The sequence below is a fragment of the Limnohabitans sp. TEGF003 genome (genome assembly GCF_055395455.1).
Genome location: NZ_AP029225.1, coordinates 661,454 through 674,503 on the forward strand (window position 1 = coordinate 661,454; position 13,050 = coordinate 674,503).

Consider the following 13,050-nt stretch of genomic DNA (forward strand, 5'->3'; position numbering starts at 1 on the left):
AGGCCTGCCTGCTTCAGGCGTCCGGTCCAATCACTTGGCTCAACGCATGCCGCCCGACTGTTCAAGTCGGGCGGCATTTTTCATTGGCTGATCAGCCGAGCCGCTTCGATTTGGTATTCAAAATAGCGCTGAAAACTGAAAACCAGACTGGCCATCAAAACGGTGGTGCCCAACAGCAGGGCGGTGGCGATGCCAATGATCGTGCCCCAATTTGTCCGGCCTGATGGTGTCAGTGCATCGGCCAGGGGGTTGAACTTGGCGTTCCATTTTTCGATCGGTGTCAAACCGTAAATGATGGCGTTCAAGGCGCAGCCGGCCAGGGTGAAGCCGAGCAGGGGGATCAGCATCCAGCTCAGGGTGTCGTCTTGCCCGAATTGCTGAACACGCTCGAGGCCGTAAAAGCCGAGAGCCGTTGGAATCGGCAGCAGCCAGCCCAACATGTCCGTCCATCCATACAAATAAAAGCGGTGCAGGCCCAAGGGGCCGGTCCAGAAAGCCAGCCAGGTCGCGAGTGTTTTGTTTTTCATGGGGCGATTATTGCGGAGGGCTGCTGTCGCCCGCGCCCAAAGGCTTTTCCATCATCACGACATCGAGCCAGCGGTCAAACTTCCAGCCGCAGGACTTGAGCACGCCGACGTGGCTGAAGCCCAAGGCGGTGTGAACGCCGATGGACCCCGCATTGGCCGAGTCGCCAATGACGGCCAGAAATTTGCGCACGCCTGCGCGTTCGGCCTGCGTGCACAACTCGGCCAGCAGGGCCCGCCCCATCCCTTTGCGGTGGGCGTCTGAGGCCATGTAAATCGAGTCTTCGGCAGAAAAGCGGTAAGCTGGGCGGGGCTTGAACCAATTGCAATAGGCAAACCCCATCACGCGGCCCCCATCCTCGACCACCAGATAAGGCAAGCCCTTGGACAGCACATCGGCGCGGCGACTGGCCATGTCGGCTTCGCTGGGGGGATCGATCTCGAAAGTGCCGGTACCGGTCAGGACGTGGTGGCGATAGATGGCGGTGATGGCCGGGATGTCTTCATCACGGCTGGGTCGGATCAGAGGCAAGGCAGGGCTCCCGTTGTATAATGGTTGGCTTTTCAGTGTGTCACTGGCCGGGTGGCCAGTTGCGTGTCTCAAACGCTGAAGGATACCGGGCATCTGGGCAATTGTTCCCAAGAAGTCCAACCACCCAAGGATAAATCATGGTTGTTATTCGTCTGAACCGCGGCGGCTCTAAAGCACGTCCTTTCTTCAACATCGTCGTCGCCGACAAGCGCGTGCGTCGCGATGGTCGCTTCCTCGAGCGCATCGGTTTCTACAACCCCACAGCCAAAGGCGGCGAAGAAGGTCTGCGCATTGCCCAAGACCGTCTGACTTACTGGAAGAGCGTGGGCGCCCAGGCTTCTCCCACCGTGGAACGCCTGATCCGTCAAGCCGGCAAAGCCGCCGCCTGATCGGTCCGCACGGGTCATGCGTCCACCTTTGGAAACAGCCGCACTGCCGGCTGACGCCATCGAAATCGGGCGCATCACCGATGCCTGGGGCATCAAAGGCTGGTTCAAGGTCTTGCCCCACAGCGCCTCGCCCGAGGCGCTTTTTTCTGCCAAAAGCTGGTTTCTGCTGCCACCCGATCGGCCCATGAAGCCCCAGCGTGGCCAAGAGGCCGCAGCCTCTTCTCAGCAGGTTTGGCGCGAACCTTTGCTGCTCAACATTCTCGAAGTCAAAGACCACTCCGACACCGTGGTGGCGCGTGCCCAAGGCATGGACGACCGCAATGCGGCTGAGTCCTTGCGCGGTGGCCGAATTTTTGTGCCACGCTCGAGCTTCCCAGCAGCTGCCGACGGCGAGTACTACTGGGTGGACCTGATTGGCCTGCAAGTGGTCAACCGCGAAGGTGTGGACCTGGGCCAGGTGCGCGACCTCATGTCCACCGGCCCGCAAACCGTGCTGGTCATCGAGGCCCCTGCCGAGGCAGAGGGCGGTAAACCTGTCGAGCGCATGATCCCGTTTGTTTCGGCATTCGTCGACGGTGTTGACTTGCCCGCCAAGCGCATCACGGTCGACTGGCAGCCCGACTACTGAGCCGCCCCGGCCGTGGAGGGCCATCCCCATGCGCTTTGACATCATCACCCTGTTTCCCGAGTTGTTTGCGCCGCTGTTGACCAGTGGCATCACACGCCGTGCCTACGAAAGCGGCTTGGTCGATGTGCATTTTTGGAACCCCCGCGACCACGCCGAAGGCAATTACCGTCGTGTGGACGACCGATCCTTTGGCGGCGGCCCAGGCATGGTGATGCTGGCTGAGCCCTTGTTCAAGTGCCTGAGCGCCATCCGTGCCGAGCGGCAAGAAGAAACGCCTGCACCCTTGGTGCTGTTTTCGCCGATTGGCCAGACTCTCAACCACAGCGCGGTGGCCCAATGGTCGGCCAGCGCGGGGGCTGTGTTGCTCTGCGGCCGCTACGAAGGCGTGGATCAGCGCTTCATTGACCACTACGTCGACCAGCAAATCAGTCTGGGCGACTTTGTGCTCTCGGGTGGCGAAATCGCGGCCATGGCTTTGCTGGACGCAGTCGCCCGTTTGCAGCCGGGTGTGCTGAACGACGAGGGCAGCCACCAGCTCGACAGCTTCAACCCGGCGCTCGATGGTTTGCTGGACAGTCCACACTACACCCGGCCTGAAGTCTGGCAAGGCCAGGCGGTGCCGCCCGAATTGATGTCGGGCCACCATGCGCACATCGCGCGTTGGCGGCGCGAACAAAGCCTGCGCCTGACGGCCTTGCACCGCCCCGAGTTGCTGGCACAAGCTCGACAGGCTGGGCAACTCAGCCGCCAGGACGAAGCCTTCTTGAGTCAGGCCTGCAGCAGCTTGACCGGTGCAGACCAGATCCCGGCTGCGAAAAAGCTATAATCAAGGGCTTTCGATCCTCTACCCGCCGCGATCTGGCTCAGTCATGCGCATGCATGGCCCTTACAGCACAGAACGCCCCTTGTGTAGCGAGGCATGATCGGACGGAGTTCAACAATGAATTTGATTCAAACTCTTGAGCAGGAAGAAATTGCCCGTTTGGGTAAAACCATTCCTGAATTTGCCCCCGGCGACACCGTGATCGTCAACGTCAACGTGGTGGAAGGTGCGCGCAAGCGTGTCCAGGCCTACGAAGGTGTTGTGATCGCCAAGCGTAACCGTGGTCTGAACAGCGGCTTCACTGTGCGCAAGATCTCCAGTGGCGAGGGTGTGGAGCGTACGTTCCAGACTTACAGCCCCGTGATCGCCAGCATCGAAGTCAAGCGCCGTGGTGATGTTCGCCGCGCCAAGCTGTACTACCTGCGTGACCGCAGCGGCAAGTCGGCACGTATCAAGGAAAAGTTGCCTCAGCGCAAAGCAGCGCCTGCTGCCAAAGCGTAAAGCCTTTCCGCACATACGAAAAAACCGCCCGGGTTTGCGCCCAGGGCGGTTTTTTTATGGCCGCCTCAATGGTTGATGCCATCCGTCAAGCTATGAAAAAAGGCCTTGCCGGTGAGGGCAAGGCCTTCCTGAGGCGCTTGAAGTCCTGGGTCGAGTCCAGGACAACAATCAGGCGCGCGTGATTTTCAGCACGCGTGTGCCGCCGCGCTTGCCTGCAGGGCCTTCGCCAGCGGCGTGGGGCTTGAAGTTGTTGGCACCAAACTGCTTGGGGCCGCGGGCGAACTTGTCACCGGCTGCGCCGCGAGGGGCAGGGCGGGCAGCGTTGCGGTTGTCACCGCCACGGTCTTCCCAGCGGCCGCCTTGACGTGGACCGTCCTGACGGGCGTCTTGGCGTGGGGCAGGGCGGCTGTCGCCACGGTCCCAAGGGTGTGCAGGTGCGCCGCGCTGCTCAAAGCGGTCACCGCCGCCACGGTGCTCACCGCGGGGACCGTCAAAACGGCCACCGTCTTTGCGTGCATCGAAGCGGGGTTCGCTGCGCTGCTCAAAGCGGGGCTGCTCGTCGCGAAAGTGGCCACGCGGGGCGCGGTTGTCGAACCCGCCGCCATCGCGATCGCGGTTGCCACCAAAGTCGCGTCCACCTGCCGGGCGGCCGCCACGGAAGCCACCACCTGCGTTGGCGTAGTTGCGTTCGCCACCAAAGCGGTCACCGCCACGGCCCATGGGCTTGCGGGCTTCGGGCATGCGCATTTTGGGCTCCAGGCCCGGAATCACTTCGGCCTTGAAGGGCTGGCGTGTGTAGGCTTCGATGTCACCGATCTTGCGGCGGTCACGCATTTCGGCAAAGGTCACGGCCAGGCCATCGCGGCCAGCGCGGCCTGTGCGGCCAATGCGGTGGGTGTAGTCCTCGGCCTTCATCGGCAAGCCGAAGTTGAAGACGTGGGTGATGGTGGGCACGTCAATGCCGCGGGCGGCCACGTCGGTGGCGACCAGAATCTGGACTTGGCCATTGCGCAGCGCCATCAGGCGGCGGTTGCGCATGCCCTGGCTCAAGGCACCGTGCAGGGCCACAGCCGAGAAGCCGTCTTGCTGCAGGTCCGCGGCCAGGCCGTCGCACTCGATCTGGGTGCTGGAGAACACAATGGCCTGATCGATCGTGGCGTCACGCAACCAGTGGTCGAGCATCTGGCGCTTGTGCTGGGCGTTGTCGGCCCAGAACAGCACTTGCTTGATGTTGTTGTGCTTTTCTTGCGGGTTGTCGATCTGGATTTTCTGGACCGAAGAGCCGCCATCGTGCATCACGCGCATGGCGAGCTGCTGAATGCGCGGCGCAAAGGTGGCGCTGAACATCATGGTCTGGCGGCGCTGGCTGGTCATGTCGTTGATGTCGGCCAGATCGTCCGAGAAGCCCAGGTCGAGCATGCGGTCGGCTTCGTCCACCACCAAAAACTGCACCTGGTCCAACTTGATTTGCATGGAGCGTTGCAGGTCGAGCAAACGGCCAGGGGTGGCCACGACCAGGTTGGCGTTTTGCAGCTTGGCAATTTGCAGCTGGTAAGGAATGCCGCCGACCACGTTGGCCACGCGCAAGCCACGTGTGTGCTTGACCAGCTCGATGGCGTCTTGCGCCACCTGTTGGGCCAGTTCACGCGTGGGGCACAGGATCAGGGCGCCGGGTGTTGGGGCCTTGAAGTTGCGTGGGTTGGTGGGGTCTTTGCGCTTGGCACGCTTGGGGGCTGGCTCGCCCTTGGCGGCCGCGTCGGCGCAGGCTTTTTCAAATTCGGCACGATCGGCGGCTTCCTGCTCAGCCATTTGCTGGATCAGGGTGTGCAGCACGGGCAGCAAGAAGGCGGCGGTTTTGCCGCTGCCGGTCTGGCTGGAGACCATCAGGTCGGTGTAGCCGTTGGACTTGCCGTCTTTGGAGCCGCCCGCCGTGGGCAGCGCCAAAGGAATGGCGCGCAATTGCACGGCGGTGGGCTGTGTGTAGCCCAGGTCGGCCACGGCCTGCACCAGCTCGGGGGCCAGGCCCAGTTCGATGAAGCCGTTGGGCACATCGGCAACGGCTTCTTCCGTGGCGGTTTCTGCAGTGGCTTCGGGTGTGATCTCGGCCGCAGCCGCGAGCATGATGTCAGTGGCCAGCTTGCTTGGGGCCATTTGTGCCGCGGTCTCGGTGGCGATGGATGTGTTTTCGGCAGACGACAAGTCGTTCTGCACTGTGTTCAAAGTGTCAGTCATGTGTATAAAAAACTCGCACGGAACAACGGCCGTCAACAGAAAAGCTGTTGCATGGGGGCCGCAGGCACCGCAAGGTTGAAAAGACATCAACCATCAAACGGTGCTCGCGAGGGGCGCTGGGCGTAGAGCCTGGCCGCTGTGAGTGACCCTATCGTTGGGTCAAGGCGTGAAGGGAGATGTATGAAACGCTGCACTCTTGTGCAGCGAGCCCACGATTATGGCACAGATCAGAAAAAATCGCTAGGGTTTTCCCTGAAAAATCACAAACGGATGAAATGCTCGCGGTAATGCGCCAGTTCATCGATGGATTCGTGCACATCGGCCAGCGCGGTGTGCTTTTGCTGCTTCTTGAAGTTGGCATACACCTCGGGCTTCCAGCGGCGAGACAGCTCCTTGAGGGTGCTCACATCCAGATTGCGGTAGTGGAAAAACGCTTCCAGCTGGGGCATGAACTTGACCAGAAAACGCCTGTCCTGGCTGATGGTGTTGCCGCACAGGGGTGAGCTGTTTTTGGGCACGTACTTTTTCAGAAAGGCCAGGATTTGCGCTTCGGCATCGGCTTCGCTGGTGGTGGAGGCCTTGACCTTGTCGATCAGCCCACTCTTGCCGTGGGTGCCCTTGTTCCACTTGTCCATCTGGTTCAGCAATTCGTCGCTTTGGTGAATCACCAGTACCGGCCCTTCGATGCGGGGTGTGAGGTGCGGGCCGGTCACGATCACGGCAATCTCCAGCAAGCGTTCTTTTTCCGGGTCCAGGCCCGTCATTTCACAATCGATCCAGACCAGGTTTTGGTCGGATTTGGGCAGCTCGTTCGATTCTGGGGCGGGGGAGGGGTTCACTTCAGACATTCGGCCATTGTCGCCGATGATGCCCCCTGCATCGGGCGCAACCTTACCGACCACAGGCGCTCAGGTGCATGCGAACCCGCTGGCATGCCCTTGCACAAGCCGTGCAGACCGGGCGGCTTCTACAATCGGTGCATGAATCCCTCTTTGACTTTGACCCTGACGCTGGTGGTGGCCCTGCTGGCGCATGTGGCGCTCAAGTTCTGGCTGAACGCCCGCCAGGTGCGGCATGTGGCCCACCACCGCGATGCGGTGCCGCCGGCTTATGCCGAAACCATGGCCTTGGCCGACCACCAAAAAGCCGCCGATTACACCCTGGCCAAAGCCCGCCTGTCGCAAATTGACATCGCACTCGATGCGGCGGTACTGCTGGGCTGGACACTGCTGGGTGGGCTGGATGCGCTCAACCAGTTGCTGCTGGGCTGGATGGGCCCGGGCATGGCGCAGCAAATCGCGCTGGTGCTGGGCTTCATGCTGGTCGGCGGTCTGATCGGATTGCCCTTGTCGCTCATGCAGACCTTTGGCGTGGAGCAGCGCTTTGGCTTCAACAAGATCACGCCTGCCTTGTGGTTGGCCGACATGGCCAAGGGGCTGGTGCTGGGTTTGGTGTTGGGCTTGCCGCTGCTTTGGGTGGTGCTGTGGCTCATGCAAGCCGGGGGCGCCTGGTGGTGGCTGTGGGCCTGGGGCGTGTTGGTGGGCTGGCAGTTGTTTTTGATGGCGATTGCGCCCAACGTGATCATGCCGCTGTTCAACAAATTCACGCCCCTGGAAGACGAATCGCTCAAGGCCCGCGTGCAGGACCTGATGCAGCGTGCAGGCTTCACGGCCAAAGGCTTTTTTGTGATGGACGGCAGCCGCCGCTCGGCACATTCCAATGCGTTTTTCACAGGCTTTGGGGCCAGCAAGCGCGTGGTGTTTTTTGACACCTTGCTCAAGCAGCTGAGCCCGGCCGAAATGGAAGCGGTGCTGGCCCATGAGCTGGGCCACTTCAAGCACAAGCACATCGTCAAGATGATGGTGATCAACTTTGTCATGACGCTGGCGGGCTTGGCGCTGCTCGGCTGGCTGGCGCAGCAGGTCTGGTTTTACACGGGCCTGGGCGTGATGCCCAATTTGTCGGGCAGCAACGATGCGTTGGCGCTGGTCTTGTTCATGCTGGTCACGCCCGTGTTTACCTTGTTCTTTGCGCCTGTGTCTTCATGGCGCTCGCGCCAGCAAGAGTTCGAGGCCGATGCTTATGCGGTGTCGCAAACACCGGGCAAGGACTTGTCTTCGGCCTTGCTCAAGCTCTACCAGGACAACGCTTCGACCTTGACGCCCGACCCTTGGTACGTGAAGTTTTATTACTCGCACCCCCCAGCCAGCGAGCGTTTGCTGAGGATGAAAACCGCATGAGCACGCAAGAAGTTCGCGCCCTCCAACCCACCGAGGTGATCATGGCGCTGGGCCAGATTTCGGGCTGGCGTTTGTCGGGCGATGGCGACCAGGTGGCCATCGAAAAGACCTTTGAATTTGCCCAGCACACGCATGCGCTGCTCTTCGTCAACAGCGTGGGCTGGTTGTCTGAAAAGCTCAATCACCACCCCGAACTGGTGCTGACCTACAAACGTTGTGTGGTGCGCTGGAACACGCACGATGTGCGCGGCCTGAGCCGAATCGACTTCGAGGCCGCCACCCAGACCGATGCCTTGTTACCGGCATGAGCCTGCATGCATAAAGCCAAAGCGCGCACCTCGCCCCCAGTCCATGATCTGGAGCCAGGGTTGGTCGTGGCCACCTATGGCCGCCACTGCCTGGTGGAGACACCCGAAGGCCGTCGCCTGATTTGTCACCCCCGGGGCAAGAAAAACCAGGTGGTGGTGGGCGACCACGTGCTCTGGCAAATCGCGGGCGACGAGGGCAGCATCGAAAAACTGCAAGAGCGCCGCAACCTGTTTTACCGGCAAGACGAAATTCGCACCAAATCCTTTGCCGCCAACCTGGACCGCGTGCTGATCCTGATCGCGGCCGATCCCGAGTATTCCGAAAGCCAGCTGTCTCGCGCCCTGGTGGCGGCCGAGGCCGAACGCATCACGCCCATCATCGCACTCAACAAAAGCGACCTGGCCCAGCCCTTCGCCCAAGCCTGGGAGCGCCTGGCCCCTTACCGTGCCATGGGCTACAGCGTCATGCCCATCAGCCTAAGCCCCCGCAGCCCGGTGGCCGACGATGGCGTGGCCGCCTTGTGCAAGCATTTGCAGGGCCTGACCACCTTGGTGCTGGGCCCATCGGGCAGTGGCAAAAGCACGCTGATCAACCGCCTGGTGCCCGATGCGCAGGTGGAAACGGGCGAAATTTCGCTGGCCCTGAACTCGGGCAAACACACCACGACCAGCACACGTTGGTATTGGGTGCCTGCGCTCGATTCGTCAACTGAAGTGGGCGCTGAAACGGGCGCTGTACGCACCGCCTTGATCGATTCACCCGGTTTTCAGGAGTTTGGCCTGCACCACATCGAGCCCACGCGCCTGGCCGACTGCATGCCCGATTTGCGCAAGCACCTCGGCGGCTGCAAGTTCTACAACTGCACGCACTTGCACGAGCCCGGTTGCGCCGTGTTGGCGCAGGTCGAAACCACCGAGCACCCCGGCACCATCAGCGCGCGGCGGCACCGCATCTACGCGCAGCTGTTTGAGGAATTGGGCCAGCAACGCTGGTGAGCGCATGGGCCCTCTCAGCCCACCAGATTGGCCATGGTCAGCAGGGCCACCAGCACCAACCACATGATCACCGTGCGCCAGACCAGGCCCACCACTTGGGCAAAGTGGACCACTTCGGGAATGCGTCCTGGCGTGCTGCTGCCGCCTGTCATCTCTTGGTTGTCGTCGTCCGCGTTGTCCTGCTGCAGGGCAGCACCGCCCAGGCGGATGTTGATGGCGCCCGCTGTGGCAGCGAGGATCACCCCATCGTTGTCTTCCGGGAAGTTCTGTGCATGGTTGCGCCAGCCATCCATGGCGTCTTCAAAACTGCCCACAATCGCAAAGCCCAAAGCGGTCATGCGCGAGGGCAGCCAATCCATGGCCTGCCAGGCTCTGGAAGCCACAGAGCGCAAGGCTTCGCTCACCACCGAGCCGTCGGTGGTGGGCTCCTGCCAAAGGCGTTGCGCCAGTTCGGTCAGGCGGTAAACCACCGCGCCCACAGGTCCCAAGCCAATGATGGACAGGGCCGCATACCAAAAGAACACGCCGAACACATGGCGGTGGGCTGCGATCATGGAAAACTCGATCACATGCCGAACGATCTCGCTGCGCGGTAACTGACCGACCTGCACCTGTTGCCACTCGGCCAGCAGTTCACGGGCTTGGTTTTCGTCGCCGTTTTCCAAGGCTTCGCGAATCGCCGTGAAGTGGTGGCTGAATTGGCGAAAGCCCAAGGTGACATAGAGCAGGGCCACGTTCCAGACCACGGCCAAGAGCCAGCCCAAACTCCATTCGAGGGCCCAGTGCACCAGCATGGCCAACAGCGCCGGTCCCATGACCGTGATGCCCCAAGTGATCCAGGCTTGATGCCGCACGCCCGCGTCAAACGTGCGGGCGACCCAGGCGACCCAACGCTTGACTGCGGTGTAGATCGCATTCACGGGGTTGAGTGGATGGGCCTGCTCCAGCACCAGCGCCAACAGGATTGCAAAAAAACTCATGGCGTCCTCATGGGGCGGGGTTGACGACCAAAAAACGGTAGAAGTTACGAAGCATAGCGGCTGTCGCCCCCCAGATAAACCGCTCGACCGGATCGCATTGACCGTCGGGCGTCATACGCGGTTCTTGGTAAGGCATGGAAAACCATTGCCGCCGGGCACCTTGCCACTCGAACGCATGACGACGGTGGTGCGCCGGGTTCATCAAAAATTCAAGTGGCACCTCGAACACATCCTGGACTTCGTCCGCGTTCGGGCTCAGCTTGAACTCGGGTGACACCAGGCCAACGACGGGCGTGACCCAAAAAGAAGTGCCCGTGACGTACACCGGCAATTCGCCAATCACCTGCACGTGATGGGGGGCCAGGCCCACCTCCTCCTGAGCTTCACGCAGTGCCGTCGCTTGTCGGCTGGCATCGCTGGGGTCGACCTTGCCACCTGGAAAGGCGATTTGCCCGGAATGTGTGGCCATGTGGTTGGCACGCTGGGTGAGCAACACGGTTGACTGAGACACATCGGGGCCGCGCATGACGATCGGCACCAACACCGCTGCCGGGGCCGGCTCCCGTGTGGAAAAAGAGGTTTCCCGCTCGACTTCGGGTTGCCAGATGGGAGGCTTTGCAAACCGGGCGCGAAGGGCATCGGGCAACAAATGGGCCGACGGCACCGCGGGCATATCGTGGTCGATGCGCCAAACCGGAACATTGCGGGGATCAAAAGACAAAGGACTGGACACAGAGGGTATTTATAACCGAGACAGAGGCCGTCGCCTTTAGAATGAGCGCCGCTGCACCTTTTAGCAGCGCTATTTTTATCCATATAGGTTGACACCATGAAGCGTGATTATTTTTCTCACAACACCCCGTCCGACCGCCGTTTTGGCGAACACCGATCCGGCACCTGCATGGCGCTGATCGATGGCCGTTTCCTGATCTGGATGGCCCAGCAAGGTGCGGTGGGGACCACGGGCGAGTCGGTCAATCGACAGGGCCTGCTCAATTTGTTGTCTCAAGCGCTGGCGCACGCCGGGCTGGATGTCGACCTGCGCCGCATTTACTGGTACAGCGACCGCTCGGACGGGCTGATTATTGACGACCAGATCGTGCGTCTGGTGCAAACGCACGATGCCGATGGCGGCGCGTCCTTGCTGCGCTCCTTGGGGCATGACCTCAAACAACTGGCCGAGCACCATGCCTGCGACCACGTGCTGGTGGCCAGTGACGACGAACGTTTTTTGGCCACCATCGACGAGGCCCAGTTGAGTGGCCTGAGCGTGCACCTGCTGGCCGACGAGTCGGCCCGCAACATGCCCCAAATGGTGCGCACCGATCCAGGCTGGGCCCGCCTGCTGGCCCAGGCCGATCGCCGCGTGGTGGTCAACTCCCAGGCCTTGGCCGACATGCTGCAAGGCAAACTGCCCACGGGCATGGGCCTGGCGGTGGAAGACGTGGAAGAGTTGCGCAAGTCGATGCACGAAGTCATCACCGCGTGGTGGGCCGATGAACCCGAAGACCTGCGCGAAGACCTGCGCGATGCCTTGCAGATCAGCCGGGGCATCCCCCAAGAGGTGGACCGTCAGCTGCTGCTGCGCATGCGCCAGCGCCTGGCCCGTGCTTTGAGCCTGCCAGAGAAGAAAATGTTGCGCGAAACCCTGCGTGCCGTGGTGGCGGAGCCTGCGGCTTTGCCCGCACCGGCACTGGAAGGCTTGCCCCCCGATACCGACGAATAAAACCCTGGCACGGCTTGTCCGTGCGGGATGAAGTAAAAAGCCCCGTTGCTCGCGCACCGGGGCTTTTGTTTGGGTGATCGGTTGGGCGCAGCCGGGCGCTGACCTGCCCATGCTTTGCGCGATGGGCTGCAGGGCTGCTGCCCATGACCGGGCATCAAGCTTGGGCGTGGTATTGGGTGATGCGTTCGACTTCGTTTCTGGAGCCCAGCACCACGCTCACGCGCTCGTGCAGCTGGCTCGGTTGCAAATCGAGGATGCGTGTCTTGCCGTTGGTGGCGGCACCCCCGGCCTGCTCGATCAGCCAGCTCATGGGGTTGGCCTCGTACAACAGGCGCAGCTTGCCGGGTTTGTGCGGCTCGCGCTTGTCCCAGGGGTACATGAAGACGCCGCCACGGGTCAGGATGCGGTGCACGTCGGCCACCATGGAGGCAATCCAGCGCATGTTGAAGTCCTTGCCGCGTGGGCCCTCCTGGCCTTGCAGGCATTCGTCGATGTAGCGGCGCACGGGCTCGTCCCAGTGGCGCATGTTGCTCATGTTGATGGCGAACTCCTTGGTGTCGGCAGGCACTTGCACGTTTTCTTGTGTCAGCACAAAAGAGCCTTGTTCGCGGTCCAGCGTGAACATGGCAACGCCATCGCCCACGGTGAGCACCAAGGTGGTTTGCGGGCCGTAGACGCAATAGCCGGCCGCGACCTGGTTTTTGCCGGGCTGCAGAAAGTCTTTTTCAGTCACGCCCTGGTTGTCATCGGCCTTTTTGAGCACGCTGAAAATGGTGCCGATGCTGACGTTGACATCGATGTTGGACGAGCCGTCCAGCGGGTCAAACATGAGCAGGTATTCGCCTTGCGGGTAGCGGTTGGGCACCAGGTAGATGCTGTCCATCTCTTCGGAGGCCATGGCCGCGAGGTGCCCGCCCCATTCATTGGCCTCGATCAGCACTTCGTTGGCGATGATGTCCAGTTTCTTTTGCACTTCGCCTTGCACGTTCTCGCTGTCGGCACTGCCCAACACACCGCCCAAAGCGCCTTTGTTGACGGCGTGGCTGATGCTTTTGCAGGCGCGGGCCACCACTTCGAGCAGCAGACGCAGCTCGGCCGGGATGTGGCCTTTGTCGCGTTGCTGCTCCACCAGGTAGCGGGAGAGGGAAATTTTGCTGCTCATGTTGATTCC

The 13,050-nt window shown here is 61.5% G+C and carries 15 protein-coding genes; 8 read left to right on the forward strand and 7 right to left on the reverse strand.

Annotation, left to right across the window (positions count from 1 at the left end; genetic code table 11):
- Positions 1-80: 80 nt before the first annotated feature.
- Both ACZ5RT_RS03345 and ACZ5RT_RS03350 read right to left on the reverse strand, forming a co-directional pair.
- On the reverse strand, positions 81-527 hold the full coding sequence (locus ACZ5RT_RS03345; protein ID WP_464453495.1) for a hypothetical protein: 447 nt from the start codon (positions 525-527) through the stop codon (positions 81-83).
- Positions 528-534: 7 nt separating this feature from the next.
- Positions 535-1,056, reverse strand: coding sequence for a GNAT family N-acetyltransferase (locus ACZ5RT_RS03350; protein WP_291924263.1), 522 nt, complete (start codon positions 1,054-1,056; stop codon positions 535-537).
- A 137-nt stretch (positions 1,057-1,193) separates the two neighbouring features.
- On the opposite strand from ACZ5RT_RS03350, the gene rpsP reads away from it, so the two are divergent.
- The 4 genes from rpsP (at position 1,194) to rplS (ending at position 3,397) form a co-directional block, all read left to right on the forward strand.
- Positions 1,194-1,445 carry a 30S ribosomal protein S16 gene (rpsP, locus tag ACZ5RT_RS03355; protein ID WP_019430383.1) on the forward strand — a complete coding sequence of 84 codons (252 nt, stop codon included), beginning with the start codon at positions 1,194-1,196 and terminating at the stop codon, positions 1,443-1,445.
- Positions 1,446-1,461: 16 nt separating this feature from the next.
- On the forward strand, positions 1,462-2,073 hold the full coding sequence (gene rimM, locus ACZ5RT_RS03360) for a ribosome maturation factor RimM (protein ID WP_422171924.1): 612 nt from the start codon (positions 1,462-1,464) through the stop codon (positions 2,071-2,073).
- Between the two features lie 28 nt (positions 2,074-2,101).
- On the forward strand, positions 2,102-2,899 hold the full coding sequence (gene trmD, locus ACZ5RT_RS03365; protein ID WP_464453496.1) for a tRNA (guanosine(37)-N1)-methyltransferase TrmD: 798 nt from the start codon (positions 2,102-2,104) through the stop codon (positions 2,897-2,899).
- Between the two features lie 114 nt (positions 2,900-3,013).
- Positions 3,014-3,397, forward strand: coding sequence for a 50S ribosomal protein L19 (rplS, locus tag ACZ5RT_RS03370; protein ID WP_108427406.1), 384 nt, complete (start codon positions 3,014-3,016; stop codon positions 3,395-3,397).
- 168 nt (positions 3,398-3,565) lie between these two features.
- Here the strand turns inward: rplS and ACZ5RT_RS03375 are convergent, their stop codons facing one another.
- Both ACZ5RT_RS03375 and orn read right to left on the reverse strand, forming a co-directional pair.
- Complete coding sequence (locus ACZ5RT_RS03375) at positions 3,566-5,629, reverse strand: DEAD/DEAH box helicase (protein ID WP_464453497.1); 2,064 nt, start codon at positions 5,627-5,629, stop codon at positions 3,566-3,568.
- Between the two features lie 260 nt (positions 5,630-5,889).
- Positions 5,890-6,477 (reverse strand): oligoribonuclease, encoded by a 588-nt coding sequence (gene orn, locus ACZ5RT_RS03380; RefSeq protein WP_422171932.1) that lies wholly within the window; start codon positions 6,475-6,477, stop codon positions 5,890-5,892.
- Between the two features lie 132 nt (positions 6,478-6,609).
- Between orn and ACZ5RT_RS03385 the strand changes: the two genes are divergently transcribed.
- From ACZ5RT_RS03385 to rsgA, 3 genes are read left to right on the forward strand one after another with little or no spacing between them, the layout of a single operon-like run.
- The gene (locus tag ACZ5RT_RS03385; protein WP_464453498.1) at positions 6,610-7,869 is read left to right on the forward strand and encodes a M48 family metallopeptidase; all 1,260 of its coding nucleotides are present in this window, start codon (positions 6,610-6,612) and stop codon (positions 7,867-7,869) included.
- Positions 7,866-8,177, forward strand: a complete 312-nt coding sequence (locus ACZ5RT_RS03390) for a 4a-hydroxytetrahydrobiopterin dehydratase (protein WP_464453499.1) — start codon at positions 7,866-7,868, stop codon at positions 8,175-8,177. Before ACZ5RT_RS03385 ends, ACZ5RT_RS03390 begins: the two co-directional genes overlap by 4 nt.
- A 6-nt stretch (positions 8,178-8,183) precedes the next feature.
- Positions 8,184-9,173, forward strand: coding sequence for a ribosome small subunit-dependent GTPase A (gene rsgA / locus ACZ5RT_RS03395; protein WP_464453500.1), 990 nt, complete (start codon positions 8,184-8,186; stop codon positions 9,171-9,173).
- Between the two features lie 14 nt (positions 9,174-9,187).
- Here the strand turns inward: rsgA and ACZ5RT_RS03400 are convergent, their stop codons facing one another.
- Positions 9,188-10,153, reverse strand: coding sequence for a CobD/CbiB family protein (locus tag ACZ5RT_RS03400; RefSeq protein WP_464453501.1), 966 nt, complete (start codon positions 10,151-10,153; stop codon positions 9,188-9,190).
- A gap of 7 nt (positions 10,154-10,160) precedes the next feature.
- The gene (locus tag ACZ5RT_RS03405; RefSeq protein WP_464453502.1) at positions 10,161-10,886 is read right to left on the reverse strand and encodes a CoA pyrophosphatase; all 726 of its coding nucleotides are present in this window, start codon (positions 10,884-10,886) and stop codon (positions 10,161-10,163) included.
- Positions 10,887-10,982: 96 nt separating this feature from the next.
- On the opposite strand from ACZ5RT_RS03405, the gene ACZ5RT_RS03410 reads away from it, so the two are divergent.
- Entirely contained in the window at positions 10,983-11,879 is an 897-nt protein-coding gene (locus ACZ5RT_RS03410; RefSeq protein WP_291924287.1) for a hypothetical protein, read from the forward strand.
- 154 nt (positions 11,880-12,033) lie between these two features.
- On the opposite strand, the gene ACZ5RT_RS03415 is transcribed toward ACZ5RT_RS03410, so the two are convergent.
- Positions 12,034-13,041 carry a class 1 fructose-bisphosphatase gene (locus tag ACZ5RT_RS03415; RefSeq protein ID WP_291924289.1) on the reverse strand — a complete coding sequence of 336 codons (1,008 nt, stop codon included), beginning with the start codon at positions 13,039-13,041 and terminating at the stop codon, positions 12,034-12,036.
- Positions 13,042-13,050 lie beyond the last annotated feature (9 nt).